This is a genomic window from Promicromonospora aerolata (assembly GCF_042682255.1).
GTDB classification, from domain to species: Bacteria; Actinomycetota; Actinomycetes; order Actinomycetales; family Cellulomonadaceae; genus Promicromonospora; species Promicromonospora aerolata.
Genome location: NZ_JBHUHF010000001.1, coordinates 2,668,645 through 2,695,239, shown reverse-complemented (window position 1 = coordinate 2,695,239; position 26,595 = coordinate 2,668,645). Strand labels below are relative to the sequence as shown.

Here is a 26,595-nt window from a genome sequence, read left to right as displayed (position 1 = left end):
CCATAACCCCCGGGGTTACGGTCGCCCGCGGCCTGCTGAACCGCCCTCAGGACCGGGGCCGGCGACTAGGGTGGGCGGGTGATCTGGTTCGATGCCCTGGGGCAGCTGCCGCACCGCGAGGCCGCAGGGCGCCTGCTCGCCGACGGCTGGAACGTGTGCGGCGTCGGGGACTGGGCGACGGTCTGGCGTTCGCCCGACGGGACGCAGGTCGCCAGGGTCAGTCCGTTCGAGCCCGCCTACGAGGTCTTCGTAGAGCTGTGCCGCGGCCTCGAAGGACATCCGCTGCTGCCGCGCATCGACTTCGACGCCCCGCTGCCGGGCGGCGGCCGCCTCACGGTGCTGGAGTTCCTGCTGCCGGCCGACCCGGCCGAGGCAGAGGGCGTCGTCGAGCGCTGGGCCGCTGCCCTCCCGGACGACCCGGTCAGCGAGGTTCGCCGGAGGGCCGAACGGCTCGACGCCGAGGCGGCGGCGTCGATCCCGTTCTGGGGCGGGCTCGACCACAACCCGGGCAACGTCATGCGGAACGCCTCCGGCGAGCTCAAGCTCGTCGACCTGTTCTACGCCGCCGGCCTGGAGATCTACCGGGTCCTGCGGGAGGACCCGGCGAAGATCGCCGACGCCTTCCCGGCCGACCGGCGCGAGTACATCTGCGACATCGCCGCCGTGGTCCGGATGTCGGGCCCCGACGAGCTGGCGGCGCTCCGGACGGCGGCGCGGAGCATCGCCTGAGGACCGGGCGGGCAGGTACCCGCCGTCCGGTCACGCTCGTGCCGTCTCGGTCACGCCGGTCGCGGCAGGGTGAGGATCTCGGCCCCGTCGTCGGTGATGGCGATCGTGTGCTCGCTGTGCGCGGTCCGGCTGCCGGTCGCGCTCCGCAGGGTCCAGCCGTCCGCGTCCGTGACGAGCTCGGCGGTGCCCACCATGACCCACGGTTCCAGCGCGAGCAGGAGCCCGGGGCGCAGGCGGTAGCCACGGCCGGGCCGCCCCGTGTTCGTGATGTGGGGGTCCTGGTGCATCGTCGACCCGATGCCGTGGCCGCCGAACTCGGTGTTGATCGGGTACCCCGCGGCATCGAGGACCGAGCCGATGGCGTGGGAGATGTCGCCGATGCGCGCACCGGGCCCGGCGGCGGCGATCCCCGCGGCGAGCGCGCGCTCGGTCGTGGCGATCAGCGCGACACTCTCGGCGGGCCGGGCGTCGCCCACGATGAAGCTGATGGCGGCGTCCGCGGCGACTCCCTCCAGGGAGACGGCCAGGTCGAGGGTCAGCAGGTCACCGTCGGCGAGCTGGTAGTCGTGCGGCATCCCGTGGAGCACCGCGTCGTTGACGGCCGTGCAGATGTAGTGGCCGAACGGCCCGCGGCCGAAGGACGGTGCGTAGTCGACGTAGCACGACTGGGCGCCGGCCCCGGTGATCATGGCCTTGGCCCACCGGTCGATGTCGAGGAGGTTCGTGCCGACCGCGCTGCGGCCTCTCAGGGTCTGCAGGATGTGCCCGACCAGGGCGCCCGTGTCCTTGGCTCGGGCCAGCTCGGTGGGGCTCAGGATCTCGATCATGCGGGACTTCTCTCGGTTGACCAATAACTATCCCGGTAATGTTATCCCGGGATTACCATGGGGTCATGGTCAGGTTGCCCCTCACCCCCGCGGAGGTCGAGCGCGGACAGCGCCTCGGTGCCCTGCTACGCCGCGCACGGGGCGCGCGCTCCATGCTCGAGATCGCGCTCGACGCACGGGTCTCGCCGGAGACGCTCCGCAAGATCGAGTCGGGCCGCGTGGCGACCCCGGCCTTCTCCACCATCGCGGCGATCGCCGACGTCCTCGGCCTCTCGCTCGACGAGGTCTGGACCGAGATCAGCCGGCCCGACGGCGAGGTCGAACCGGCCGGGCCGGCCCGGGAGCGGTTGGTCTCGTAGGGCTCGGGCTCAGCCTCGGCCTTGGCTCGGCCTCGGTCTCAGGGCCGCGCCGGCGGCCGCCGCGGGAGGCTGGGTCCCCTCGCGGGCGAGGCTCCGGTCAGGCCGGCCGACGGTCGCCCCGGGAGTTGCCGAGCCGGTCGAGGAGCTCGCCGAGCAGCGCCTGCTCCCCGGCGGTCAGCAGCCCGCCGGTCTGCCCGAGTGCGGCCTTGAGCGCCGTGGCGTGCTGCGGATACTCGGGGGCACTGGGCGGTGCGTCGCCCGTGACCGCGTTGAGGACGGCCTCGCGCAGCCGACCGGGCAGCTCGGGGTCACGTTCGCCGGGCGCGATCCCGATGAGGTGGAACGTGAGACCGCTGCCCGCTGAGTGGATCATCGCGGCGGCTGTCTCGACGGTGACCGCCAGGCGGCCCGCCGCGGCGACCCGCTCGACGAGCAGGTGCAGCCGGTCGGCCGAGCGCTGGGCCGCTGCCGAGATCTCGCCCGGAGTGTGCCTGCCGTACATGAGCAGGTAGTGGGCCGGGTGGGTGAGGCCGAACTCGATGTGCAGGTCCCAGCCGTTGCGCAGGTCCTGGACCGGGTCGTCGGTGAGGCCGAGGTCGTGCTTCTGGGCGAGGTACGTGTCGAAGCCGTGCGCCGCTACGGCCTCCAGCAGGCCGTTCATGTCGGTGAACTGCCGGTAGATGGTCGGCGGCTGGACCCCGGCGGCGTGGCTCACCGCGCGCGTGGTGACGCCGTCGCGCCCGTGCTCCTCCAGCAGGCGTGCCGCCGCGTCGAGGATCCGTTGCCGGGTGCTGGTGGGCTCGCTCATGTATCAACGATAACGCAGATCCGATATCGGCAGTTGCGTATACACGATAGCGCGGTTAGTGTTACCGGCGATAACAGTCGACGGAAGGAACGCCAGTGTTCAACGCAACGCGCACCGCCTGGGTGGCGGCGGCCGCCACGGCGTCCTTGACGGTTCTGGTGACCGCTGGGTGCAGTGGACCGACGTCCGCCCCGGGTGGCGAGGCCGGTCCGGCAGCCGAGGCGCGAACGCCGGGCCCGGCGGGCGATGCGGCGTCTGCCTCCGGACCCGGCGAGCTGACGGAGCTCACGACGGGCCTGGAAGCGCCCTGGGGGCTGACCTTCCTCCCCGACGGTTCGGCCCTGCTGACCGAGCGGCTGACAGCCCGGGTGCTGCGTGTCCCCGCCGACGGCGGTCCGCCCGAGGAGGTCGGGGTGGTCCCCGACGTGGAGACCAGCTCGGAGGGTGGCTTGCTCGGCCTGGTCGCCTCGCCGGACTTCGCGACCGACCGCACGGTGTTCGTCTACGCCTCCGGCTCGCCGACCAACCGGGTGGTCGCCCTGGAGATCGGGCGTGACTTCGACTCGCTGGACGTCTCACGGGTGCTGCTCGACGGCATCGAGACCGCGGACCGCCACCACGGCGGCCGCCTGCGGATAGGTCCGGACGGGCACCTCTGGATCGGCACCGGCGACGCGTTCCTGCCCGAGAACGCCGCGGACGACCGGTCGCTGAACGGCAAGATCCTGCGGATCGCGCTCGACGGCTCGGTCCCGGAGGACAACCCGTCCGGGACCGCCGTCTACTCCTCGGGCCACCGCAACGTCCAGGGCATCACCTTCGGCCCGGACGGGACGGCGTACGCCTCAGAGCTCGGGCACCGCACCTGGGACGAGGTCAACGTGCTGCGTCCCGGTGCGGACTACGGCTGGCCGGAGACCGAGGGCGTCGCCGGCGGCACCGGCGAGCCGCCCCTGTTCACCATCCACCCCGACGACGCGTCGCCGTCCGGCATCGCCTATGCCGACGGATCCCTGTGGATGGGCGCTCTGGGCGGGCAACGCCTGTGGCAGCTGCCGGTGGACGGCCCGGACGCGACCGGGGACCCGGTCGAGCACTACACCGGCGAGTACGGCCGCATCCGCACCGTCGAGGTCGCGCCCGACGGCGCGCTCTGGCTCGTCACCTCCAACACCGACGGCGCGACCTGGGGCGGCACGGAGGCCCGGCCGGGTGACGACCGGATCCTCCGGCTCGAGCTCGACCCCACCGACTGACCGGCAGCACCACACCAATCCTCGGATCAAGGAGCACACCATGAGCATCACCAGCACCACGCCCCGCGTCGCCGTCGTCACCGGAGGGTCGCGTGGCATCGGCCGCGCCATCACGCGTCGCCTGGCCGCCGACGGGTACGACGTCGCCATCGTCTACACCTCCAACGAGTCCGAGGCTGCTGCTGCGGTCGAGGAGATCGAGGCCGCGGGCCGTACCGGTCTGGCGTACCAGGCGGACATCGCCGACGGGCCCGCGGTCGAGCGGGTCTTCGCGGCGGTCGAGGACCGGCTCGGTGGCGTCGACGTCGTGGTCAACTCCGCCGGGATCATGCCGCTGGCCCCCGTGGCCGAGCTCGACCTCGACGTCCTGGACCGCCTGCTGCGCACCAACGTCCGCGGGGCGTTCGTCGTCGCCCAGCAGGCCGCCCGGACGGTGCGCGACGGCGGCGCGATCATCGCGTTCTCGACCACGGTGACCCGCACGCACCTGCCGACGTACGGCGCCTACGCGGCGAGCAAGGGTGCGGTCGAGGCGCTGGTCCCGATCCTCGCCAAGGAGCTGGCGGGCCGCGACGTCACGGTCAACGCGGTCGCTCCCGGCCCCACCGCCACCGAGCTGTTCTTCGAGGGCAAGCCCCAGGAGGTGGTCGACCGCATCGCCGGCGCCAACCCGATGGGCCGGCTCGGCACGCCGGAGGACGTCGCGGAGGTGGTGCTGGCGCTCGCCGGACCGGCCCGGTGGATCAACGGGCAGACGGTCTTCGCCAACGGCGGGCTCGCCTGAGCCCGCCGCGGAGCAGCCGACGGCGGGCCCGAGCGTTCACCGCTGGGCGGCGGGGCGGACGATGATCTCGTTCACGTCGACGTCGGCGGGCTGGCCGAGGGCGAACGAGACCGCCCGGGCGATCGCGTCGGCCGGGATGAGGTTGCGGCGGAAGTCGCGCATGTAGCCCTGCGCGCCGGGGTCCGAGATGTGGTCGGCGAGCTCGCTCTCGACCGTGCCGGGTGTGATCGTGGTGGTCCGGAGGCTCGGGTCCGACTCCATGCGCAGGCCCTCGGTGATCGCCCAGGCCGCGAACTTCGTGCCCGAGTAGACCGCCGACGTCGGGTACACCTCGTGCGCACCGACCGACGCGACCGTGACGACGTGCCCGCCGCCCTGTCGCCGGAAGTGGGGCAGCACCGCGGCGATGCCGTGGAGCAGCCCCCTGACGTTGACGTCGATCATCTGGTCCCACTCGTCCACGAGGAGCGCGTCGAGGCGGGACAGCGGCATGACCCCCGCGTTGTTCACGATGACGTCGATGCGCCCGTGCCCCTCGACGACGCGGTCCACGACGGCGCGCACGTCGTCGCGGACGGTCACGTCGAGCCGGTGGGCGCTCGCCCGGCCGCCGTCCGCCCGGATCTTCTCCACGACAGCCTGGAGGCGGTCCGTCCGGCGGGCGCCGAGCGCCACGTGGTGGCCCTCCGCCGCGAGCCGGACCGCCGTGGCCTCGCCGATGCCGCTGCTCGCACCGGTCACGAGGACGATCTTGGCGGTGCTGTTCTGGGTGTTCGTCTCTGTGGTCATGGAACCAGGCTGCGGAGCCGCGGCGGGCCCAGGAAGGGCGCCGTCCTCCTGGGTGCAGCGCACCCTGGACAGGCGCGGTGGGGCGGGTAGCGTCGACGACATGACCGGATCCCCGCTCGGCGACTACCTGCGCGGCAGGCGCGCCCAGCTGACGCCGGAGGCGCTCGGCCTGCCCGTGTACGGCAGGCGCCGCGTCGTCGGCCTGCGGCGTGAAGAGGTGGCCATGCTGACCGGCGTCAGCGTCGACTACTACGTCCGGCTGGAGCAGGGTCGCGAGGTGCGCCCGTCGCCGCAGGTGCTGGACTCGCTCGGCGAGGTGCTGCGCCTGGACGACGACGGCCGGCAGCACCTCTACCGCCTGGCCGGTCTCAGCCCGCGGCCGGCGGCCCCCGCGGCGGCCGAGGAGGCGGACAGCGCGCTGCTGGAGCTCATGCTCTCCTGGCGGGACAGCCCGGCGCTCGTGCTCGGCCGGGCGTTCGACGTCCTCGCGAGCAACCCGCTCGGTGAGGCGCTGTTCGGCGGGTTCTCGTTCTCGCGGAACCTGACCCGCACGGTCTTTCTCGACCCGGGCGCCCGGACCTTCTACCCCGACTGGCACCTCGTCGCCGAGAACACGGTCGCCGGGCTCCGCCTGGCCGACGGGCTCACCCCGGGCGACCAGGTCGTCCGCGCGGTCGTGGACGAGCTGTACGTCAAGAGCCCCGACTTCGCGCGGATGTGGGCGCAGCACGACGCCCGCGGCAAGCGCCTGACCAGCAAACGGTTCCTGCACCCGGAGGTCGGCCACCTGGAGCTGCGCGTGCACGTGTTCGACGTCCGGGGAGCGCCCGGCCAGGAGCTCGTCGTCTACCACGCACCCGCGGGCTCGCCGGCCGCTGAGTCGCTGGCTCTGCTCGGCACGATCGCCGCGACGAGAGCGGTCGGCTGATGGCGCCCGACTCTGTCATTCTTGACCGGTGACAGATCGGATCCCCACCGGTGTGCCTACCCGGCCGGGGCCCAGGCCCCGGGTCGCTGTCCCGTACCCGCGGCTGTCGCCCGGACTGCGCAGCTACTTCGCGACCGAGGGCGGCGGAGCGACCCTCCTGCTCGCGGCATCGGCGATCGCCCTGGTCTGGGCGAACGTGGCGGGCGGCTCGTACCACGACGTGTGGGAGACGCCAGTCAGCCTCACGGTCGGCACCTGGGAGCTGCACCTCTCGCTGCACCACTGGGTGAACGACTTCCTCATGGCCGTCTTCTTCTTCGTGGTCGGTGTCGAGGTCAACCGCGAGCTCACCGTCGGTGAGCTGCGCACGTTCCGCGCGGCGTCCGTGCCGCTCTTCGGGGCGATCGGCGGCCTCGCCGTCCCGATCGGGCTGTACCTGCTGCTCAACCCGTCCGGTCCGGACATGTCCGGCTGGGGCCTGCCGATGTCCACGGACACGGCGTTCGTCATCGGTGTGCTCGCGCTGGCCGGTCCGCGCTGCCCCGACCAGCTCCGGGTCTTCCTGCTGACGCTGGCGATCTTCGACGACATCGGGGCCATCGTCCTGCTCGGCATCTTCTATTCCGACGCGATCTCCGTGGGTGCCCTGGTGCTCGCGGCACTGCTCACGGTGGTGCTGTTCGCGATGCGCTGGATCGGTGTCTGGCAGATTCCCCCGTACCTGCTGGTGGGCCTGATCCTGTGGGTGACGGTGCTCGAGTCCGGGCTGCACCCGACTCTCGCGGGCGTCGTCGTCGGCCTCTCGGTCCCGACCGTCCGGCGCGGGCACGACGAGGAGGCGCGGCGACATCTCGGGTTCTACGGGCGTGCGCTCATGGAGGAGCTCGATCCCACCCGCTCGCGTCTCGCCGTCAGCGCCGCACGGTCGGCGGTCCCGACGAGCGACCGCATCCTCGACGCGCTCCACCCGGTGAGCTCGTACTTCGTCGTGCCGGTGTTCGGGCTGGCCAACGCGGGCGTGGTGCTGTCCGGGGAGTCGATCGGCGCGGCCATGACGAGCCCGGTCACGCTCGGCGTGCTGATCGGCCTGGTGCTCGGCAAGGGGATCGGAGTCTTCGCCGGGGCGATGATCGCCCTCGTGACCGGCCTGGGCACCCTGCCCGGCCAGGTGCGCTACGGGCACCTCGCCGGCGGTGCGTTCCTGTGCGGTATCGGCTTCACCATCGCGCTGTTCGTCAGCGAGCTCGCCTTCGACGACGACGCCCTGATCAACGAGGCCAAGGTGGGCATCATCGTGGGGTCGATCCTGTCCGGGGTCATCGGCGTGGTGATCCTCCGGTACTTCGGTGAGCGCCTGCCGCTGTGCTCGCCGAACGAGGCCGCGGGTCCGCCGCCGCTGCCCGAGGGAGCCTGGCGCCAGCCGGTGTGACGGTTGGTGGGCGTCCGCTGGGAGTGAGTTCGGTCGGTTGGGATGAGTTCGGTCAGTCAACCGACCGATCTCATCCCAACAGACCGAAGTCAGTGAGTTCGGTTCAAGCCCTCTCACCTCGCGAGGAACTGCGTCAGGGCCCGCAGATGTTCTCCCACCGGGCCGGCAGTCAGTACGCCGCTGCCCGCTGAAACCTCGTCCGCTGCCGGGGTGAGCGCCGCGACGGCCCGCTCGGCGACCCGCCGGCCGCCCACCTCGACGGCGGCCCGTCCGGCCAGGATCCAGAGCACCTCGGTGAGCAGGTCCGGCGGAGGGTCAGGGATGCGCCGGACCGCGGCCGCGGCGTCGGCATCCGCCCCGCGGGCCAGGAGCAGGTGCGGGCGCGCCCAGGGTTCGTACGGTCCCCAGCTCCCGCCACCGGCCACCCCGGCCTGGCTGCCTCCGCCGTCGGACGCACCCTCGGCCGGTACCCCGCGCCACACCCGCAGCGCGAGCAGCGCCAGCGGCAGCAGTCCGTCCGCGAGCCCCGGCATGCCGGAACCATCGAGTGTCTTCGTCGCCTCGCGGTACGCCCGCTCGGCGATGTCGGCCTCCGCGCCCGACGCCGCCGTCCGCATCGCCGCGAACCACCTGGTGAACACGTCGACCAGGGGCCGTTCGTGGCGTCGGCCGAGCGCGGCGGCGGCGTCCGCGTGCCGGTGTGCCGCGTCCCACTGGCCGAGGGCCGACAGCGCCTGCATCCGCACCAGGTGACCCAGCACCTCGAAGGTCGACAGCCCGTGCCGGACGGCCAGGTCCACCAGCTCCGTGCCGATCGCGTCCCGTTCCCGGGCCAGCCCCGCCCGGCCGAAGCTCGTCAGGTAACGGCCGGCCAGGGCGAAGGCGAGGACCGCCGGGTCGCCGGACCTCCGGGCGAGCGCCTCGGCCTGGCGAGCGGCCTCTGGCCCTCGCGGGCCGGGGCGGCCACGAGACTCACCGGCGACGGTCGCAAGGAGCCGGGAGCGGACGGCGTCGGGCGCACTCGCGGGCAGGGCCGCCAGCGTGCGCTCCGCCGTGGCGACCAGCTCGGCGGCCAGACCGGGGTCGTCGGACCGGGTCCACGCGCCCGGCACGTCGAACGCCCCGATCACCCGTGCGGTGAGCTCCAGGTCGCTGAGCTGCTCCGCCGCGCGGACGGCGGCCACTCGCTGGGACCGGGCCGCGGCCAGGCCCGCGCCGCCGGCCAGTGCCAGGGCGCGCAGGAGGGTCGCGGTGGACTCCAGCCGGGACGGCGCGCCGGCCGCGACCACGCGTTCGTAGGCGGAGGCGGTGTCCCGCCAGACGTCGTCGGGTGCGGGGGCCGAGCCCGCCTCCTGTCGTAGCACCTGGGTCTCCAGCTCCCTGAGCCGTTGCCCGGGGTCGACCCCGAGCTCGCCGGTGAGCATCGCGCGCGCCCGCCGGAGCACGGCGAGCGATTCCGCCTGCCTACCGGACCGGTACAGCGCGAGCGCGAGCAGGCGCCACGACTCTTCCCGCCACGGGTGCTCGGCCACGTGCGCGTCGAGGTCGGGCACCACGTCGGCCGGGGCACCGAGCGCGATCCGCGCCTCGGCGTGCCGCTCTGTCGCGACCAGGTGGAGCTCCGTCAGCCGGGCGCGTTCGGCGGCCGCCCACGGCTGGTCGAGCGCGGCGTAGGGCGTGCCGCGCCAGCTGTCGAGCGCCCGCTCGAGAGCGGCACGTGCAGCGGCGGGGACCAGATCGCGTGCGTCGGACACCGCGGCCTCGAACGACCAGGCGTCCACCGCGACGTCGCGCAGCGCGTACCCGGGGCCGTCGGTTACGAGCAGCCGCGCCGGGGTGCGCGCCGTCCGCCCTGGTTCGAGGCCCCGCCGCAGCGCCGCGACGAACGTGCGCAGCGTGACGAGTGCGTTCCGCGGTGGTCGCTCCCACAGGTCGTCGACCAGCTGGTCGGTGGTCACGACGCGTCCGCGGGCGGCGACCAGCCGCGCGAGGACCGCTCGTTGCCGTGGGCCGCCCAGAGGGGCCTCCGCTCCGTCGACCCAGGCGGTGACGGGTCCGAGCACGCCGATGCGCACCTGGGTGGGCGCGCCGGCCACTTCGTCGGCGGACGGGGCGCCGTTGGACGGGTCGCTCATCGCCTGCTCATTGACGTGCTGGAGATTCGGGGCATGACACCGACAATTCCTCAGTTCGAGTATCAGCGCGTCGCCGCGGGCGACGTCGTCCTCAACGTAGCCGTCGGCGGCGCGGGCAGCCCTGTCGTGCTGCTGCACGGCTTTCCGCAGACGCACCTGATGTGGCGGCACGTCGCGGCAGACCTTGCCGCCGACCACACCGTGATCGTTCCCGACCTGCGCGGGTACGGCGCGAGCAGCAAGCCCACCGAGCGCGACCGCTCCACCTACGCCAAGCGGACCATGGCACAGGACGTGGTGGCTCTCGCGCGGGAGCTGGGCCACGAGAGGTTCGCGCTCGCCGGGCACGACCGGGGCGCGCTCGTGGCGGTCCGCACCGGGCTGGACCATCCCGACCGGGTCACCCACCTGGCCGTGCTCGACGCGCTGCCCACGCTCGACATGTGGGACGTGCTCCGCGGTGCCGACGCCGCCGTCGCGTTCCACCTGTACCTGATGGCGCAGCCGCCGGGTCTGCCCGAGCGCATGATCGTGGCCTCCGCCGACGAATTCTTCGGGTTCTTCCTCGACGCCTGGGGCGCGGGCGCGTACGCGATCCCGCCGGAGGTGCGCGCCGAGTACCTGCGCGCCTCGCGGGAGGCTGTGCCGTCGATCGTGGCGGACTACCGCGCGTCGGCCGGCATCGACGTGGAGCACGACCGGGCGGACCGTGCGGCCGGGCGACGGCTGACCATGCCGGTCACGGTGCTCCAGCAGGACTGGGGCGCAGCTCTCGGCTACGACGCGGCGGGGCTGTGGTCGGCGTGGGCCGCCGACCTCGACCACCGCACCCTGGACGCGGGGCACTTCATGGCCGAGCAGTCACCGCGCGAGGTGGTCGCCGTGCTGCAGGCCCTGCTCGCGCGGTAGCCCCGTCCGGCGCTAGCGGCGGAAGCGGGACGGGCGCTTGCGCGACAGCCCCATCGTGTCCCGCAGGTCCGTGACCGTGACGCCGTCGGTGTACGGCACGCCGTTGACGAACAGCGTGGGTGTGCCGTGCACACCGGCGTCGACGCCGTCCTGGTAGTCGGTGCGGACGGCGTCGGCGAACCGCTGGGCGGGGTCGCCGACCAGGGCGGTGGTGTCGAGGCCGAGCTGCTCCCCGTACCGGACGATCGACGCGTCGTCGAGGCTGGCCTGGTTCTTGAAGAGCAGACCGGCCATGGGCCAGAACGCTCCCTGGTGCCCCGCCGCCTCGGCCGCGAGGGCCGCCGTCAGCGCGTACGGGTGCGGCTCGAACAGGGGGAAGTGGCGCCACACCAGGCGTACCTGGCCCTCCGATCCGTTGACGAGCTCGGCCAGCACGGGCTTGGCCGCGCCGCAGTACGGGCACTCGAAGTCGCCGAACTCCACGATCGTGAACGGCGCCTCGGGGTTGCCGTAGGCCCAGCGGAACGCGAAGTCGCCCTCGTGCGGGCCGCTCTGCAGGCTGAGCGGGGTCGCCTCGCGCGTGCCGCCGTCGGATTCGTCGTTCGTCATGGACCCATCGTCGCACCGCCGACCCCGCTGCCGCCCGGCTCGGTCGCCCGGCTCGGTCGACCATGCACCTGCTGCCAGGATCGAGCCCGGTTCGGCAGCAGGTGCATGGTCGTTCGAGCCTCAGCGGCGGCCGGTGGCGACGTCGAGCAGCGTCTCCGCGGCGGCCCGGGCCTGGTGCGCGGCCTCCGGGCTGCCGGAGATGGCGGCGGTGGTCTGCGCCCCCTCCGCCAGGATGGCGAGCTGCGGGGCGAGGGCGGGCGGCGCGCCGGCGTCGGCCACCAGACGGGCCACGTACTCCTGGAAGGTGCGCTTCTGCTCGCGGACGGCGTCTGCCACCGCCGACGACGAGGCGCCGAGCTCCCCGTGCGCGTTGATGAACGCGCACCCGCGGAAGTCCGGCTCCCGGAACCAGGCGTCGAGGAAGTCGAAGACGGCGAGGATGCGCTCCCGGGCCGACGTCGCCCGCTCGGACGTGCTCGCCAGCCCGGCGTCCCAGACCGCGGTGCGGTGGTGCAGCACGGCGACGACGAGCTCGTCCTTGGAGGCGAAGAGCGAGTAGATGCGCTTGAGCGACACGCCGGCCGCCGTCCGCACGGCGTCCATGCCCACGGCCTGGACACCGCGCGTGTAGAAGAGCTCGTCCGCGGCCCGGACCACGGCCTCCCGTGCGGTCTTGTCGTCGATCATCTGGTCTCACCCCATCTTCTGCTCCGCACGACTTGCGCGGAGAACGTTCGTTCTCTACTGTAACGGATATCGGCAGAGAACGATCGTTCTCGACCGCGGCGCAAGATCACGAAGGGAACAGATCATGGGTTACATCAAGGTCGACACCGAGAACAGCACCGCCACGGAGCTCTACTACGAGGACCACGGCACGGGGCAGCCGGTCGTTCTCATCCACGGCTACCCGCTGGACGGCAACAGCTGGGAGCGTCAGTCCCGCGAGCTGATCGCCGCGGGCTACCGGGTCATCACCTACGACCGCCGGGGGTTCGGGAAGTCGAGCAAGGTCGGCGCCGGCTACGACTACGACACCTTCGCAGCCGACCTGGACACGGTGCTCAGCACCCTCGACCTGCGCGACGTCATCCTGGTCGGCTTCTCGATGGGCACCGGCGAGCTGGCTCGCTACGTGAAGAACCACGGCCACGAGCGGGTCGCCAAGCTGGCCTTCCTCGCCTCGCTGGAGCCGTTCCTCGTCGCGGCGGACGACAACCCGACCGGGGTGCCGCAGTCCGTCTTCGACGGCATCGAAGAGGCGGCCCGCGCCGACCGCTTCGCCTGGTTCACCCAGTTCTACCAGGACTTCTACAACCTGGACGAGAACCTGGGCAGCCGCATCAGCCAGGAGGTCGTCACGGCCAGCTGGAACACGGCGACGGGGAGCGCCCCGGTCGCGGCCTACGCCGTCGTCTCGGCCTGGATCGAGGACTTCCGGGCCGACGTCGAGGCAGTCCGCGCCGCCGGCAAGCCCTCCCTGATCCTGCACGGGACCAAGGACAACATCCTCCCGATCGACGCGACGGCCCGCCCGTTCCACGAGGCGTTCCCGGAGGCGGAATACGTCGAGATCGAGGGCGCGCCGCACGGACTGCTCTGGACGCACGCGGCCGAGGTCAACGAGGCACTCCTGGCCTTCGTCAGGGCCTGACCGCCCCGCCCGGTGGGCGCCGGGGCGGGTGGTCGGTAAAAGGTCAGGTGATCGGTAACCCGAGTAGCCGATCACCTGACTTTTTGCCGATCACCCGCTTCGATCGCGCCGCGTCAGCGCGGGAGAGGGCCCGCGTAGCCGGCGCGCGCCGCTTCGACGTCGGCCATGTGCTGGCCGGACCACTGGCTCAGCGCGGCGAACACCGGCCGAAAGCTGCTGCCGAGCTCCGTGATCCGGTACTCGACGCGGGGCGGCACCTCCGCGAAGATCTCGCGCTGGACCAGGCCGTCCCGCTCGAGCTGGCGCAGGCGCTGCGTGAGCACCTTGGGCGTGACGCCGATCCGTCGCTCCAGCTCGACGAAGCGCTGGGTGCCGTGCTCCTGCAGCGTCCACAGGATCGGGGTGGTCCACCGGCTGAAGATGAGGTCGACGACCGGCGTGATGGGGCAGGCGTCGGCAGGGTCGTCGGCAGCGCCGGGCCGCCACGTGGTCGGGCTGGTCATGGCCTCCTCCAATACTTTCCTGGGGGAACCTACTGTACTGGCGCTCGTAACGTCGACGACGGCGGCCGCACCGGCTGTCCGGCCCGCTCACCGGGCCGTCGTGCGAACGAGGAGCACCCATGATCGTTGTCACCGGAGCCACTGGAAACATCGGCCGGCCGCTGGTCGCCGAGCTGGCCCGCCTGGGGCAGGACGTCACCGCCGTGTCCCGCGCGGGCACCGCACCGCTCGAGGATCCGCGGGTGCGCGGGATCGGCGCCGACCTGGCGGACCCGGACAGCCTCCGCGCCGCCGTCGACGGCGCGAGCGACATGTTTCTTCTCGTGCCGGGTTCAGGCGGCCAGCTCGACGGCGAGCGGATCATCGGTGTCGCTGCGGACGCCGGCGTGCGCCGCCTGGTCCTGGTGTCGTCCCTCGGCGCGGGCACGCGGCCGGAGTCCGCCTCGCACGGCCCGTTCGGCGAGCTCGAGAAGCTCGTGCGGGGGTCGGGGCTCGCCTGGACGGTGCTACGGCCCGGAGACTTCGCCAGCAACGCCCTGGCGTGGGCCCCGTCGATCCGCGCCGAGCGCACCGTCTACGCACCGTTCGGGGACGTCGCACTCCCCAGTGTCGATCCGCTCGACCTCGCCGCCGTGGCGGCCGCGGTGCTGACCGAGGACGGTCACGACGGCAGGACCTACGAGCTCACCGGTCCAGTCCCCGTCTCGCCGCGGGACAAGACCGAGGCGCTCGCCGCGGCGCTCGGCACACCGCTCACGTTCGTCGAGCTGACCCGGGAGCAGGCGCGCACCGGCATGCTCGACGTCATGCCGGAGCCGATAGTCGATGGCACGCTCGCGATCCTTGGCGACCCGACGCCACAGGAGCGTGCCGTGAGCCCGGACGTCCAGACGGTCCTGGGGCGGCCGGGACACACGTTCGCCGACTGGGCCCGTCGACACACGCCGGCATTCGGCGCCTGAGCGAAACCAGGGCTCGGGGCGGCAACCGGTATCGGCATCCGGTGACCAGATCCGTCCGCCCCGCGACCCGATCCGGCCTCCCGCCCGCGCGCCGTCGGACAGAGACTGGGGTCATGAACCGAGCCCTGATAGTCGTCGATGTCCAGGAATCCTTCCGCGTGCGGCCCCTGTGGGCCGAAACGCTCAACCCGACGGTGGCCGAGTCCGTCAACCGTCTGGTCGATCTCGCCCGCGCGTCGGGTGACCTGATCGTGTGGTTGCTGCACACGGAGCCCGGCACCGGCCACGCGTTCGACCCGGCCCTGGGGCACGTCCGCTTCTTCGAGGAGCTGAGCGAGCCCCGGCCCGACGAGCCCGTCCTGCGCAAGACCTCGCACAATGCCTTCACCACGACCAACCTCCAGCAGATCCTCACCACCCACGGCGTGGGCGAGCTGCGGATCTGCGGCATCCGCGCCGAGCAGTGCGTGGAGACCACCACGCGGGTCGGCTCGGACCTGGGGTACGACATGACGTTCGTCAGCGACGCCACCACCACCGAACCGCTCGGCCGGTTCAGCGCCGCCGACATCCTCGAGCGCACCGAGACGGTGCTCCGCGGCCGGTTCGCGCGCATCGCGACCGTCGCCGAGCTCGAGTCGGAGGCCGCATCCCCGGCGGAGGTGGCAGCATCGGCGGTGTGACCACCGTCGTCTTCGTGCTCCTGCCCGGGGTCCACCTGCTCGATCTGGCGGGCCCCGCGCAGGCGTTCTTCACGGCAGGGGACTTCGGCCGGCCCTACGCCCTGCGGTACGTCTCCGGCACGCCGGCCGGCGACCTCCCCGGGTCCGACGCCGGTGTGGTCCCCTCCGCGCAAGGCCTCCCGCTGGTCGCGGGTACCGACTGGCCGACCCTGGGCCCGGACGACCTGGTGGTCGTACCCGGCTGGCGGGTGGGCGGGGATCCGGGCGCCTGGCCGCTGGTGAGCGATCCGGTGCGGGAGCGGCTCCGGCAGCACCATGCGGCGGGCGGCACCGTCGCCAGCGTGTGCGCCGGCTCGGACGCGCTCGGCCAGGCAGGGCTGCTGGACGGCCGGCGCTGCACCACGCACCACGCGGTCCAGGACCAGCTCGCCGCCAGGCACCCGCGGGCGCACGTGGTGCGGGACGTCCTGTTCACCACGGACGGCGGCGTGGTCACCTCCGCGGGCATCGCCAGCGGGATCGACCTCTCGCTGCACCTGCTCGCCATGCGCCACGGTCCGGCGTTCGCGGCTCGCGTGGCCAGGGAGATGGTGGTGTATGCCCGCCGGAACGGGACGGAACCGCAGGCCAGCGCCATGCTGCGGCACCGGTCCCACGTCGATGACACGGTCCACCGCGTCCAGGACCACATCGACGCGCACTTCGCCGGCCCGCTGCCGCTCGCCGACCTGGCCGCGCACGGCGGCGTTGCCGAGCGCACGCTGACCAGGCTGTTCACCCGAGCCGCCGGCGTCACGCCGCTGCGCTACCAGCAGCTGCTGCGGCTCGAGCGGGCCGAGCACCTCATCGGCCACGGCGCGACCGTCGAGTCGGCGGCCCACACGGTCGGTTTTCAGGACGCGCGCATGCTGCGGAGGCTCCGCAACTCTGGCCAGGGCTGACTTTGGCCAGGCCTGACGCGTCAGGTTCGAGCTGCTCGGGTCGAACCGCAGCTTGTGCTTGCGGGTGAGTGTTGGGGGCGGCTCCGGTCCGGTGCCGAACCGCGGGTTGCAGGTCAGGCGGTGCGCTGAACCTCACGTTGTGTGTCTGGTGGTGCGCCGAACCGCGGGTTGCAGGTCTGACGGTGCGCCGAGCCGCACGTTGTGTGTCTGGTGGTGCGCCGAACCGCATGTTGCAGGTCAGATGGTGCGCCGAACCGCAACGACACGCCGGTGCAACGGCGAGTTGTCGGCGTGTCTTGCGCTTCGGCGGCCCCGAGACGTGCAACGTGCGGTTCGGCGACCGGGACGGCTGCCGGGTTCGCACTGCACGGACGGATCGTCCGGGAATAGGCAGCGTGTCTTCGTGGCTCCGGTTCGTATGGACTGGGAGATGACGGCGCTGCGGCGCGAGCGGGTTGCTGCCGGTGAGACACGGTCGAGGCCGGGCGGGCTGTGGGCGCTCGTCCTGGCCGGTGCCATGACCCTGGAGACGGTGGGCAGCCGCAGGCGGGTCCTGCCGGGCGACGCCGTGCTCGTCGACGGCCGGACGGCGCACCGGCTCACGGCCGACGTCGGGGCGGACCTGGTGCACGGTGACCTGCGACGGGCCGTCCCGTCCTCGCTTCTGCCGAGCCCGCTGGTCGTGCGCGGGTTCAGTACGCGGCAGCGCGGCGTCGTTGCGCTCGTGACCACCTGCCCGCTCGAGGCGAAGTGCGACCCGGACCTGTTCGCGACCAGCTACGCGGGCCTCATCGGAGCGGCGATGACTGCGTTGTGGCGTGACGCCGAGCGTTCGGCAGGCCGTGCGGGCGACGCCGACGCCCACGGGGCGGCGGACCGGCACGGGGTGGCCGACGCCGAGGTGGCCTCCGTCGTGGCGGCGCTGGCGGACGATCCGGGCGAGTCGTGGACGCTCGACCGGATGGCGGCCCTGGTGCACCTGTCGCGCTCCGCCCTCACCGAGCGTTTCCGGCGCGCGACCGGGCACAGCCCCATGCGGATGCTTCGCGAGGTGCGGATGCACCGGGCCCGAACGTTGCTCGCCGAGGGCTGGCTGCCGGTCACCCGGGTCGCCTTCGAGGTGGGGTACGGCTCCGTGGCCGCGTTCAGCCGCGCGTTCACGGCGGAGCACGGCGTGTCACCGCTCGGTTGGCGGGCCACCAGGATGCCGCTCGTCCTGTCGTCCGGCACGGCGTCGGAAGCGTTCTCGGCGCGACCGGTCAGGCCCTGGGTGCCGTCGGTCGCGCCGGGAGCGTCAGGTGCGAGGTACGCGCAGGAACGCCCAGCCGAGACCCGCCGCGACCGCGGCACCCGCGCCGACCAGCAGCAGCGAACGGACGCCGTGCCCGTCCAGTAGGGCACCGCCCAGCGCCGCGCCGGCGGTTATCGCGACTTGGAATGCGGTGACCTGCAGGGACATCGCGGATTCGGCCCGTTCGGGCTCGACGCGGGTGACCCAGAGCTGCGTGATCACCGGCATCATGCTCATCGAGAGACCCCACAGCACCACAGCGGCAGCCAGTACCGGCACGGAGGTGGCCACCGCGGTGAGCACGAGGGCGCCGGCGAGGGCCAGGGGTGCGATCGCGGCCAGCGGCCGCAGCCATCGGGCGAGCACCCCGGCCAGCACGGTGCCCACCAGGCCGCCGATGCCCCAGCCCAGGAGCATGCCGGTGGTGGCGACCGGGTCCACCCGCTCGATGGCGATGCGGATGTACGGGTAGGCGGCGAAGTTGCCGAGCGCGACCAGCACCACGCAGGCGATGCCCGCCATCAGGCGGCCGTTGCGCAGGGCCGCGCGCAGCATCTGGAGACCCGCTGCAGGGTGGGGAGGCACGGACGGCAGGGCGGCGGCGAGCGCGACGGCGCCGACGGCGGTGAGCACCGCGGTGCCCGCGAACGTCGTGCGCCAGCCCACGGCGTCACCCACGACGGAGGCGACCGGGATGCCGACCACCGTGGCGATGCTTGTCCCGAACGCCAGGGCGGACGAAACCACCGGGGCCTTGCCGGGGACGGCATGGGTGCCGGCGCCGAAGGCGAACGACCAGTAGCCGGCGAGCGCGACCCCGAGCAGGAGCCGGCCGACCAGGAGCAGGGCGAAGCTGGGCGCGACGGCCACCGCGAGGTTCGACAGCGCGGCTACCGCGAGGAGGGCGACGAGCACCGTACGCCGGTCGGCCCGGGGGAGGAGCACCGCGATGCTCGGCGCGGTGAAGGCCCCGGCGATCGCCGTGGCAGCCACTGCGAGACCCGCGGTGCCTTCGCTGACGCCGACGTCCGCCGCGAGGGCGGGCAGCACGGCGGCCGGGAGGAACTCGCTCAGGACGACCATCGCGATGCCGAACGAGAGGGCGGCGACGGGCGTCCAGGTGCTCCGGGGTGTGGGCGCGGGCGTGCTGGACGAGGAACTGCGCGGGGGGCTGGGCGGTGTGCTCAGCGCGGTGCTCTGGGTGGGCATGCGCTCAGCCTGGGCTCCGCACGCGCGGACCGGTTGATCCTGCGGCGGACTCTGTTGATCGACCGGCCGCGCCGGTCACGCTCGGGGAGCCGCCGCCCGCTCCTGGCGCCAGGCGCGGATGCCCGCGACCACCGACGCCGCGATGACCACGCCCGCCACGACGTACGCGATCGGTCGCACCGACGGGTCCGACGCCGCGAAGTACCCGAGCACGGTGATCAGCACAGCCCAGCTCAGCGCCCCGAAGACGTTCGCGGAGAGGAACTTCGCGTACGGCATGCGGGTCACGCCCGCGATGACCGGGACGAACACGCGCGCCCACGGCATGTACCGGCCGATCACGACGGACCACCACCCGAACAGGTCGTAGAACTTCTGGGTCCGGGCCACGGCGGCCTGCACCCACCGGCCCTTCCGCGACTCGAGGTACGGGCGCCCGTACGTGCGGCCCAGCACGAACGCGACCTGGTCACCCGCCACGGCAGCGACCCCGACGCCGATCGCGAGCACCCAGATGTCGATGCGGTCGGTGGAGCCGGCCACGATCCCCGCGCCGAACAGCAGGCCGTCGCCGGTGAGGAACGGGATGAAGACGCCGACGAAGAACGCCGTCCCGACGAACACCAGGCCCCAGACGACCAGGTAGAACGTGAGGGGCCCCAGCACGTCGAGCCAGCCGGCGACGTCGTCGGACACCGTGGTTCTGATCATCGTGGGCGCCCTCCGGTCCTGACAGGAATATCCTGTTAGGACACCCTAAGCCGTCGGGTGCGCGTGGCCGCCATCAGGCGCCCGGACGGTCCACCACCCGCGACATCACCAGCGCCGTGCGCGTCTTGACCACGTGCGTGACCGTCCGGATGCGCTCCACGACGTGCTCGATCTGCTCCATGTTCGCGGCCATGACGTGCACCATCGCGTCGGCGTCGCCCGTCACGGTCGAGACCCGCACGACCTCGGGGATGGGGGCGAAGTCACGTTCGAGCACGGCGGGCGAGACGATGCCGGAGCAGAAGATCTCGACGTAGCCCTCCAAGGTCCAGCCCATCGCCTGCGGGTCCACGCGTACGGTGAACCCTGCGATCTCGCCGCGGGCGATCATGAGGTCCACCCTCCGCTTCACGGCAGGGGCGGAGAGCCCGACGACGCTGCCCACCTCCTGATAGGTGGCTCGTCCGTCGCGCAGCAGTTCGCCGACGATGGCGCGGTTCACGGCATCCATGAACGAATCGTTCAATACATCGCGCGATCGCGCAAGAAACCGTGGCTGAATACGCAACGGATGCGTGCCTGTTGTGAATCGGTGCGGCCGTAGCCTCGCACCATGACGCAGACCACCGCGATGCCGCAGACCACCCCGCAGCGGACCGCCACGCCGCGGCACTACCTCATGTGCCCGCCCACGTACTTCGACGTCGTCTACGCCATCAACCCCTGGATGGACCCGTCGTCGCCCGTCGACACCGCCAAGGCGCTCGCCCAGTGGGAGGCGCTCCGCGCCGCCTACGAGGCTCGCGGCCACCGGGTCGACGTGATCGAGCCCGAGCCGGGCCTGCCCGACATGGTCTACGCCGCCAACGGCGGCATCGTCGTCGGCGGTCGTGCGCTCGCCGCCCGGTTCACCCACCCCGAGCGTGCCGCCGAGGGTCCCGCGTACGACCGCTGGTTCGACACTCCCGCCGCGGAAGGCTACCGCCGGCTCGGCGAGGCCGTCGAGACCATGGAGGGCGAGGGCGACCTCCTCCTGATCGGCAAGCTGCTGCTCGCCGGCACCGGCTTCCGCACCACGCCCGCCGGGCACGCGGAGGTCGCCGAGCGCCTCGAGCTCGCCGAGCAGGGCATCGAGCTGATCCCGCTCGAGCTGGTCGACCCCCGCTACTACCACCTCGACACGGCGCTCTCCGTGCTCGACGACGGCGCCGTCTCCGGCGAGACCGTCGTGGCCTACCACCCCGAGGCGTTCAGCCCGGCCGCCCAGGAGACCCTGCGCCGCCTGTTCCCCGACGCGATCCTGGTGGGCGCCGACGACGCCGCCGTGCTCGGCCTGAACGTCGTCTCCGACGGGCTGCACGTGTTCCTCAGCGAGCGTGCCCACGACTACGCCGACGCGCTCAAGGAGCGCGGCTTCGTGCCCGTCGGCATCGACCTGTCCGAGGTCTTCAAGGGCGGCGGGTCGGTCAAGTGCTGCACGCTCGAGCTGCGTCCCGACGCCACAGCCACCACCACCGAGGAGACCTCGCGATGACCACTGTTCCCTACCTCGACGTCGCCGCCACCGCCCGCTGGGTCGCTCGTCGCGGTCCCGAGGCCGCCATCGCGGCGCTCACCGACGCCCTGGAGCGTGACTTCGCCCGCTGGCCCGAGCTGGACAAGCGGCCGCGCATCGCGTCGCACTCGAAGGAGGGCGTGATCGAGCTCATGCCCACCTCGGACGAGGAGACCTACGGGTTCAAGCTCGTCAACGGGCACCCGCTCAACCCGGTCAACGGCTTCCAGACCGTGACCGCGATCGGCATGCTCGCCTCCGTCCGCAACGGCTACCCGACGTTCCTCGCCGAGATGACGCTGCTCACCGCGCTGCGCACCGCCGCGACCTCGGCGCTGGCGGCCCGTTACCTCGCACCGGCAGGGTCGCGCACCCTCGCCCTGATCGGCTGCGGTTCGCAGGCCGAGTTCCAGGCCCTCGGCATGCGCGCCGAGCTGGGGATCGAGACGCTGCGCATCTTCGACGTCGACCCGCTGGCCATGGAGAAGCTGGCCAAGCACGCCAAGGCGCTCGGTTTCGACGTCGTCCTGGCCGACGACGCCGCCGACGCGGCCCGCGGCGCCGACGTCATCACGACCTGTACCGCCGACAAGCAGAACGCGACGGTGCTGCACGATGCCGACGTCACCGGCGGGGTGTTCATCAACGCGATCGGCGGCGACTGCCCGGGCAAGACGGAGCTGGACCCGGCGATCGTCGCCCGTGCGTCCGTCTTCGTGGAGCTGCCGGAGCAGACCCGCATCGAGGGCGAGATCCAGCGCCAGGCTGCGGACTTCCCGGTCACCGAGCTCTGGCAGGTCATCACCGGTGCCGCCGAGGGCCGCCGGAGCCAGGACGAGCTGGTCGTGTTCGACTCGGTCGGGTTCGCCGTGGAGGACTGGACGGCGCTGAAGTTCGTGCTCGAGGACGTGACGGCGAACGCGCCGGAGCTGCTCCAGCACCTCGACCTCATCGCGGAGCCCGAGGACCCGAAGGACCTGTACTCCCTGGTCGCCGAGGTCTGATCCGGGACGGCTCCGGGGTGAACCCACGCCTGCGGGGTGTGTTGCTCTGCGTAGACAAGTTCTACGCGGAGCAACACACCCCGGTCTCATAGGCCTACTCCGCGCCGCGACACGCCGCGTACGCAGTCACCCGCGCGTCCGACACGTCAGCGGGACGGTGCTACGGCAGGGTCCAGCGCTGGACGGCGCTCCCGTCGCAGTTGGCGATCTCCGTGCGGGTGCCGTCGTTCTGCACCCGGCCGACCGGTTGCAGGCAGCGTCCGGACTGCGGGTTGCGGAGCGCCTGGCTGCCGCTGGTGTGGGTCCACTGCTGGGCGCCCGTCCCGTTGCACTCCCAGAGCTGGACGGCGGTGCCCGCCGCGGTGCCGCCGCCCGCGACGTCGAGGCACTTGCCGAGCGCACGGACGGTGCCGTCCGAGCCGACCGTCCACTGCTGGGCCTGGCCGCCGTTGCAGTGGGCGAGCTGGATGGGCGTGCCGTTGGCCGTGGCGGCCCCGGCGACGTCGAGACAGATCCCGTTGCTCGCGGTGACCGTACCGGTGCTGGAGCCACCACCACCGCCGCTCGTCGAGTCGTAGACGCGGACGTAGTCGACGACCATCTGCTGCGGGAACTGGGTGGTGCCGTCGGGGTAGCCGGGCCAGTTGCCGCCCACGGCCACGTTCAGGATGAAGAAGAACGGCTGGTCGAACACCCAGGGATTGCTGCCGGTGTCGGCGGTGGTGCGGGTCTGGTAGACGTTGCCGTCCACCGACCAGCTGATCCGGCCGGGCTCCCAGTCGATGGCGAAGGTGTGGAAGTCGTCGGCGAACGACCAGCCCTGCGGGTGCATGTACTGCCCCGTGATCGGGTTGGCGCCGGAGTAGCCGGGGCCGTGCAGGGTGCCGTGCACGATGTGGGGCTCGTAGCCGACGTTCTCCATGATGTCGATCTCGCCGGAGTGGGGCCACGGGGTGCCGGGGAACTGTCCGCCGAGCATCCAGAACGCCGGCCAGATGCCCTGCCCGCGGGGGATCTTGATGCGGGCCTCGAGGTGTCCGTACTGCGGCTGGACCTTGCCCTGGGTCGTGATGCGCGCGGAGGTGTAGCCGCCGTTGCCGTCCTGGCGTGCGGTGATGACGAGGTTGCCGTTCCCGTCCAGGGCGGAGTTCTGCCGGGAGCTGGTGTAGTTCTGCAGCTCGTTGTTGCCCCAGCCGCCGGCTCCGGTCTCGTGGTTCCAGTTGGCGGCGTTGGGCGCGGCGCCCGCCGGTCCGTCGAACTCGTCGGACCAGGTGAGGGCGGCGGCGGCTTGCGTGTCCGGTGCCGGTGCCGGTCCGGGGTCGGGGGCCTGGGCCGTCGCCGCCGAGGCGGCGAGCGAGGCCGACAGGACGAGGGCCAGGGCGGCGGCCGCCGTCAGGGCCGTGCGGGTCGTGCGGTGTCTCGTGCTACGCATCGGACGCTCCTTCGCGAACGTGTCTCTCCGGCCGCACGAACCCGCGCGGCAGGCATGACTGCGGCAGTCGCGCGGGCACTCCGGTGTGCCAGGCGGTGCATGAGGGTTGTCGAGAAACAGTGCTCACAGAAGTATCGGGGCGCCGGAACAGCCGCACAACGGCCTGATCAGCAGTTACGGGTTTTCCCCGAGGGCCTCCCACGGCGGCGGGAGCACGGACGGCGCCCGGCCGCAGGAGCGGTCGGGCGCCGTCGGGGAGCCGGCTGACGTGGTCAGGCGGCGGTGGTGACCTCGATGCGCTGCGGCGTCGTGCCGGCGAAGACGCCGGGCACGGTGACCGTCAGCACGCCGGCGTCGTAGGACGCGCGGACGGCGTCGCCGTCCACGGTCTTCGGCAGCGTGACCGTACGCCGGAAGGAGCCGAAGCGGACCTCCGAGATGCGGCGGCCCTCGGACTCCTCCGAGCGCTGGTCCTTGCGCTCGCCGCGGACGACGAGCTTGCGGCCCTCGACCTCGACGGTGATGTCGGCGGCGGGGTCGACGCCCGGCAGGTCGAGACGGGCGACGAGGTCCTCGCCCTCCCGGTAGACGTCCGCCGCGGGTACGGGGCCCTCGGCGACGGCTGCCTGCGGGCTCCACGGGTCACGGAGCCAGGTGTGGGCGAACGGTGAACGGGTCAGGACAGTGGTCATGTTGCTCTCCTCCGGATGCGGTTGATGTTCGGTTCAACCTGAGTCGACCCGACTCAATTTCCGGGTTCGCCGACGGCGGACGGCGGGGGAGTCAGTGGCGGGTGATGGTCAGGGTCGAGACGTCGTCCGGACCGACCGTGAGCTCCGCCTCGCCCCCGATCGGGAGCGTGAGCAGCGGGCTCGTGTGGCCGAAGTCCACGCCCGCGAGCACCGGCTTGCCGCGCAGCGCGGGCTGGCGCGCGACGATCTCGTCGAGGGCTTCGCGCGTCACTCCGGAGCTGTCCTGGAACCGGCCGATCACCAGCCCGGTGACGCCGTCGGCGTCGGGCAGCTGGAGCAGGGAGGTGAGCCGGCGCGCGACGTGCGCGGGGTCTGACTCGAAGTCGTCCTCGAGGAAGAGGAGCGCGCCGTCGAGCGCCGGCATGTACGGCGTGCCCTGCAGCAGGCTGAGCGTGCCGAGGTTGGCCCCGACGATCCGGCCCGACGCCTGCCCGGGTCGCAGCGCCCACCAGCCCGCGTTCGCTACGGGGGAGCGGTTGTCCTGGTCGGCGAACCACAGGTCGTCGGTCCAGGCCTGGGAGGGTTCGACGACGATCGCGGCGTCGCTCATGACCGCGGCCCGGAACCAGTCGCCGGTCGGCTCGAAGTGGTCGCGCATGCCCCAGCTCGACCAGTGCGGCCCCGAGTAGGTGACCAGCCCGGTACGAGCCAGGATCGCGTTCTGCAGCGCCGTGATGTCCGAGTACCCGCAGAAGACCTTCGGGTTGGCCGCGATGAGGTCGAAGTCCAGGTGGGGGAGCAGCTCGTTGCTGTTGAAACCGCCGATCACGGTGAGGATCCCGGCGACGGCGGGGTCGGCGAACGCGGCGTGCAGGTCCGCCACCCGGTGCTCGATCGAGCCGCTGCGGAACTGGTCGTCGTCGTCGACGTGCGCACCGAACGTGAGGGTGAGGCCCATGGCGGCGAACCGCTCGTCGATCCACCGGGTGTTGTCGTGCTCCATGATCATCGCCCGCGACATCGCCGGCGCGACCACCCGGAGGGTGTCGCCGGCCCGGAGCCGGGGCGGCAGGACGGTCTCTACGTGCTCTGGCATGCGCGCAGCCTACGGCGGCCGTGCCGGTCGTGGGTCCCGACCCGGTCGCGCGCGCCTTCGTCCGACACGTGAGCGCGTGCGGGGCGATGATGGAAGGGTCCGCAACGACGCGAGGAGGACTCCATGAAGGCAGCAGTGGGCGACCGGATCGTCACGGCCTCGGGTGTGGTCGGCGGCGCGGTCCGCGACGGCGTGGTGACCGAGTGCCCGCACGAGGACGGATCGCCGCCCTACCGGGTGCGGTGGTCCGACACCGGCGAGGAGACGCTGGTGTATCCCGGTGCCGACACGGTCGTGGACCCGGAGGCCCGGGCGGCGCTCGGTGTGCCGGGCGAGCCGGGAGAGGCGGAAGAACCCCGGCAGGGACGCGCGCTCACCTGGGACATCCGGGTCACGGTGGTCGAGTCGGGCGGCAGCACGACGGCGGAGGCCACGGTGATGAACGGCCCGCCGGACGCCTTGCGCGCCGTCGGGCACGCGCGCAAGGCGCCGGAGGATCCCGAGGTGCCCCTGATCGGCGACGAGCTCGCCGCCGGTCGTGCGCTGCGGCGGCTGGCCGACCGGCTGATCGCGGTGGCGGAGCAGGACGTCTCGGCGGCCGTCGGGCACCGGGCGCACGTGCACAAGTAGGCCGGCCCCGGCGCGGCGGGCTCTACGCGAGGATGCCGGACGCGTCCAGCGCGTGCCGCACCTCGGTGTCGAGCCACGGCTCGACGCCTTCCCAGGTGGTGCGCCACGAGACGCCGGTGACCTGGCTGCCGTCCGGGAACGTCTCGATGAAGTCGGCCTGGAGCACGCCGAAGTTGTCGCACCAGAAGGCGTTGGCGGGGCTGCCGTCGAGGAGCTGGTCGATGCGCATCGCCGACGTCGAGAGGCCGTCGGGGAGCACGAGCGGCTGGGTGTCGGTGCGGACCAGCAGGGCGTGCCGCGTGCGCGTGGGGTCGGCGTCGTCGAGCTGGGTGTACTCCACCCACGCACCCGCCGTCGCGAGCTCCAGGACCAGGAGGTACCGCGCGAACGACGGCACGCCGTCGCCGATCCCGGGCGGCAGCTCGGCACGCTCGAACGCGACGTCCACGCCGCCCGGTTCGCGCTGGAGCGAGTAGCGCACCCAGCGGCGTACGTCACCATCGAACTCGACCCGCTGCCGGGCCCGCAGCACCACGTCGGGCGTGGGGCGCATGGCGAGCACGGAGTCGAGCACCCGCAGACCCTCGTGCGTCCGTGTCTCCCGGCGCACGAGCGCACCGTCGGGCGTCGTCCCGTTGTTGCTCAGTGCGTGGATGTGCATGGTCGATTC

Annotated in this window: 29 protein-coding genes; 15 read left to right on the top strand and 14 right to left on the bottom strand. The window is 72.6% G+C overall.

Annotated features, from left to right (window positions below; all coding sequences use genetic code 11):
• Window positions 1–78: 78 nt before the first annotated feature.
• Window positions 79–729: a hypothetical protein gene (locus ACFSL2_RS12190; RefSeq protein WP_377198112.1), complete on the top strand. Its 651-nt coding sequence runs from the start codon at window positions 79–81 to the stop codon at window positions 727–729.
• 50 nt (window positions 730–779) lie between these two features.
• On the opposite strand, the gene map is transcribed toward ACFSL2_RS12190, so the two are convergent.
• On the bottom strand, window positions 780–1,556 hold the full coding sequence (map, locus tag ACFSL2_RS12185) for a type I methionyl aminopeptidase (RefSeq protein WP_377198111.1): 777 nt from the start codon (window positions 1,554–1,556) through the stop codon (window positions 780–782).
• 65 nt (window positions 1,557–1,621) lie between these two features.
• Between map and ACFSL2_RS12180 the strand changes: the two genes are divergently transcribed.
• Window positions 1,622–1,915 carry a helix-turn-helix domain-containing protein gene (locus tag ACFSL2_RS12180; protein ID WP_377198110.1) on the top strand — a complete coding sequence of 98 codons (294 nt, stop codon included), beginning with the start codon at window positions 1,622–1,624 and terminating at the stop codon, window positions 1,913–1,915.
• 97 nt (window positions 1,916–2,012) lie between these two features.
• On the opposite strand, the gene ACFSL2_RS12175 is transcribed toward ACFSL2_RS12180, so the two are convergent.
• Window positions 2,013–2,723: a TetR/AcrR family transcriptional regulator gene (locus ACFSL2_RS12175; RefSeq protein ID WP_377198109.1), complete on the bottom strand. Its 711-nt coding sequence runs from the start codon at window positions 2,721–2,723 to the stop codon at window positions 2,013–2,015.
• 95 nt (window positions 2,724–2,818) lie between these two features.
• Here ACFSL2_RS12175 and ACFSL2_RS12170 point away from each other — a divergent pair, with 95 nt between their 5' ends.
• The gene (locus ACFSL2_RS12170) at window positions 2,819–3,979 is read left to right on the top strand and encodes a PQQ-dependent sugar dehydrogenase (RefSeq protein WP_377198108.1); all 1,161 of its coding nucleotides are present in this window, start codon (window positions 2,819–2,821) and stop codon (window positions 3,977–3,979) included.
• A gap of 40 nt (window positions 3,980–4,019) precedes the next feature.
• Window positions 4,020–4,763 carry an SDR family oxidoreductase gene (locus ACFSL2_RS12165; RefSeq protein ID WP_377198107.1) on the top strand — a complete coding sequence of 248 codons (744 nt, stop codon included), beginning with the start codon at window positions 4,020–4,022 and terminating at the stop codon, window positions 4,761–4,763.
• Between the two features lie 36 nt (window positions 4,764–4,799).
• On the opposite strand, the gene ACFSL2_RS12160 is transcribed toward ACFSL2_RS12165, so the two are convergent.
• A complete protein-coding gene (locus ACFSL2_RS12160; RefSeq protein WP_377198106.1) occupies window positions 4,800–5,552 on the bottom strand; it encodes an SDR family oxidoreductase in 753 nt (250 codons plus the stop codon).
• Between the two features lie 100 nt (window positions 5,553–5,652).
• Here ACFSL2_RS12160 and ACFSL2_RS12155 point away from each other — a divergent pair, with 100 nt between their 5' ends.
• Together ACFSL2_RS12155 and nhaA are read left to right on the top strand one after the other, a co-directional pair.
• Window positions 5,653–6,480: a helix-turn-helix transcriptional regulator gene (locus tag ACFSL2_RS12155; protein WP_377198105.1), complete on the top strand. Its 828-nt coding sequence runs from the start codon at window positions 5,653–5,655 to the stop codon at window positions 6,478–6,480.
• 28 nt (window positions 6,481–6,508) lie between these two features.
• The gene (nhaA, locus tag ACFSL2_RS12150; protein ID WP_377198104.1) at window positions 6,509–7,909 is read left to right on the top strand and encodes a Na+/H+ antiporter NhaA; all 1,401 of its coding nucleotides are present in this window, start codon (window positions 6,509–6,511) and stop codon (window positions 7,907–7,909) included.
• Window positions 7,910–8,022: 113 nt separating this feature from the next.
• Here nhaA and ACFSL2_RS12145 read toward each other — a convergent pair whose 3' ends face one another.
• A complete protein-coding gene (locus ACFSL2_RS12145; protein WP_377198103.1) occupies window positions 8,023–10,044 on the bottom strand; it encodes a BTAD domain-containing putative transcriptional regulator in 2,022 nt (673 codons plus the stop codon).
• 33 nt (window positions 10,045–10,077) lie between these two features.
• Between ACFSL2_RS12145 and ACFSL2_RS12140 the strand changes: the two genes are divergently transcribed.
• On the top strand, window positions 10,078–10,953 hold the full coding sequence (locus ACFSL2_RS12140) for an alpha/beta fold hydrolase (RefSeq protein ID WP_377198102.1): 876 nt from the start codon (window positions 10,078–10,080) through the stop codon (window positions 10,951–10,953).
• A 12-nt stretch (window positions 10,954–10,965) separates the two neighbouring features.
• On the opposite strand, the gene ACFSL2_RS12135 is transcribed toward ACFSL2_RS12140, so the two are convergent.
• The gene (locus ACFSL2_RS12135) at window positions 10,966–11,562 is read right to left on the bottom strand and encodes a DsbA family protein (protein ID WP_377198101.1); all 597 of its coding nucleotides are present in this window, start codon (window positions 11,560–11,562) and stop codon (window positions 10,966–10,968) included.
• A 120-nt stretch (window positions 11,563–11,682) separates the two neighbouring features.
• On the bottom strand, window positions 11,683–12,249 hold the full coding sequence (locus tag ACFSL2_RS12130) for a TetR/AcrR family transcriptional regulator (RefSeq protein ID WP_377198100.1): 567 nt from the start codon (window positions 12,247–12,249) through the stop codon (window positions 11,683–11,685).
• 124 nt (window positions 12,250–12,373) lie between these two features.
• Here ACFSL2_RS12130 and ACFSL2_RS12125 point away from each other — a divergent pair, with 124 nt between their 5' ends.
• Complete coding sequence (locus ACFSL2_RS12125; protein WP_377198099.1) at window positions 12,374–13,216, top strand: alpha/beta fold hydrolase; 843 nt, start codon at window positions 12,374–12,376, stop codon at window positions 13,214–13,216.
• 113 nt (window positions 13,217–13,329) lie between these two features.
• Here ACFSL2_RS12125 and ACFSL2_RS12120 read toward each other — a convergent pair whose 3' ends face one another.
• Window positions 13,330–13,719, bottom strand: coding sequence for a winged helix-turn-helix transcriptional regulator (locus ACFSL2_RS12120; RefSeq protein ID WP_377198098.1), 390 nt, complete (start codon window positions 13,717–13,719; stop codon window positions 13,330–13,332).
• 119 nt (window positions 13,720–13,838) lie between these two features.
• Between ACFSL2_RS12120 and ACFSL2_RS12115 the strand changes: the two genes are divergently transcribed.
• From ACFSL2_RS12115 to ACFSL2_RS12100, 4 genes are all read left to right on the top strand, one after another.
• Window positions 13,839–14,681 carry an NAD(P)H-binding protein gene (locus tag ACFSL2_RS12115; protein WP_377198097.1) on the top strand — a complete coding sequence of 281 codons (843 nt, stop codon included), beginning with the start codon at window positions 13,839–13,841 and terminating at the stop codon, window positions 14,679–14,681.
• A 113-nt stretch (window positions 14,682–14,794) separates the two neighbouring features.
• Complete coding sequence (locus ACFSL2_RS12110) at window positions 14,795–15,364, top strand: isochorismatase family protein (RefSeq protein ID WP_377198096.1); 570 nt, start codon at window positions 14,795–14,797, stop codon at window positions 15,362–15,364.
• Entirely contained in the window at window positions 15,361–16,305 is a 945-nt protein-coding gene (locus ACFSL2_RS12105; protein ID WP_377198095.1) for a GlxA family transcriptional regulator, read from the top strand. The genes ACFSL2_RS12110 and ACFSL2_RS12105 overlap by 4 nt, the downstream gene beginning before the upstream one ends.
• 403 nt (window positions 16,306–16,708) lie before the next feature.
• Window positions 16,709–17,701, top strand: coding sequence for a helix-turn-helix transcriptional regulator (locus ACFSL2_RS12100; RefSeq protein WP_377198094.1), 993 nt, complete (start codon window positions 16,709–16,711; stop codon window positions 17,699–17,701).
• Here ACFSL2_RS12100 and ACFSL2_RS12095 read toward each other — a convergent pair.
• From ACFSL2_RS12095 to ACFSL2_RS12085, 3 genes are all read right to left on the bottom strand, one after another.
• Window positions 17,600–18,805: an MFS transporter gene (locus ACFSL2_RS12095; RefSeq protein WP_377198093.1), complete on the bottom strand. Its 1,206-nt coding sequence runs from the start codon at window positions 18,803–18,805 to the stop codon at window positions 17,600–17,602. The two genes, ACFSL2_RS12100 and ACFSL2_RS12095, sit on opposite strands and share 102 nt — an antisense overlap.
• Before the next feature lie 75 nt (window positions 18,806–18,880).
• Window positions 18,881–19,516 carry a DedA family protein gene (locus ACFSL2_RS12090; RefSeq protein WP_377198092.1) on the bottom strand — a complete coding sequence of 212 codons (636 nt, stop codon included), beginning with the start codon at window positions 19,514–19,516 and terminating at the stop codon, window positions 18,881–18,883.
• A 73-nt stretch (window positions 19,517–19,589) separates the two neighbouring features.
• Window positions 19,590–20,027: an Lrp/AsnC family transcriptional regulator gene (locus tag ACFSL2_RS12085; RefSeq protein WP_116673850.1), complete on the bottom strand. Its 438-nt coding sequence runs from the start codon at window positions 20,025–20,027 to the stop codon at window positions 19,590–19,592.
• 102 nt (window positions 20,028–20,129) lie between these two features.
• Here ACFSL2_RS12085 and ddaH point away from each other — a divergent pair, with 102 nt between their 5' ends.
• Together ddaH and ACFSL2_RS12075 are read left to right on the top strand one after the other, a co-directional pair.
• Entirely contained in the window at window positions 20,130–21,050 is a 921-nt protein-coding gene (ddaH, locus tag ACFSL2_RS12080) for a dimethylargininase (RefSeq protein ID WP_377198091.1), read from the top strand.
• Window positions 21,047–22,075, top strand: a complete 1,029-nt coding sequence (locus tag ACFSL2_RS12075; RefSeq protein ID WP_377198090.1) for an ornithine cyclodeaminase — start codon at window positions 21,047–21,049, stop codon at window positions 22,073–22,075. Before ddaH ends, ACFSL2_RS12075 begins: the two co-directional genes overlap by 4 nt.
• Before the next feature lie 160 nt (window positions 22,076–22,235).
• Here ACFSL2_RS12075 and ACFSL2_RS12070 read toward each other — a convergent pair whose 3' ends face one another.
• From ACFSL2_RS12070 to ACFSL2_RS12060, 3 genes are all read right to left on the bottom strand, one after another.
• Window positions 22,236–23,507: a family 16 glycosylhydrolase gene (locus ACFSL2_RS12070; RefSeq protein WP_377198089.1), complete on the bottom strand. Its 1,272-nt coding sequence runs from the start codon at window positions 23,505–23,507 to the stop codon at window positions 22,236–22,238.
• Between the two features lie 272 nt (window positions 23,508–23,779).
• The gene (locus ACFSL2_RS12065; RefSeq protein WP_377198088.1) at window positions 23,780–24,199 is read right to left on the bottom strand and encodes an Hsp20/alpha crystallin family protein; all 420 of its coding nucleotides are present in this window, start codon (window positions 24,197–24,199) and stop codon (window positions 23,780–23,782) included.
• Window positions 24,200–24,290: 91 nt separating this feature from the next.
• Window positions 24,291–25,295, bottom strand: a complete 1,005-nt coding sequence (locus ACFSL2_RS12060; protein WP_377198087.1) for a S66 family peptidase — start codon at window positions 25,293–25,295, stop codon at window positions 24,291–24,293.
• Between the two features lie 123 nt (window positions 25,296–25,418).
• Between ACFSL2_RS12060 and ACFSL2_RS12055 the strand changes: the two genes are divergently transcribed.
• Window positions 25,419–25,925, top strand: a complete 507-nt coding sequence (locus ACFSL2_RS12055) for a dsRBD fold-containing protein (protein WP_377198086.1) — start codon at window positions 25,419–25,421, stop codon at window positions 25,923–25,925.
• A 22-nt stretch (window positions 25,926–25,947) separates the two neighbouring features.
• Here the strand turns inward: ACFSL2_RS12055 and ACFSL2_RS12050 are convergent, their stop codons facing one another.
• On the bottom strand, window positions 25,948–26,586 hold the full coding sequence (locus ACFSL2_RS12050; protein ID WP_377198085.1) for a hypothetical protein: 639 nt from the start codon (window positions 26,584–26,586) through the stop codon (window positions 25,948–25,950).
• Window positions 26,587–26,595 lie beyond the last annotated feature (9 nt).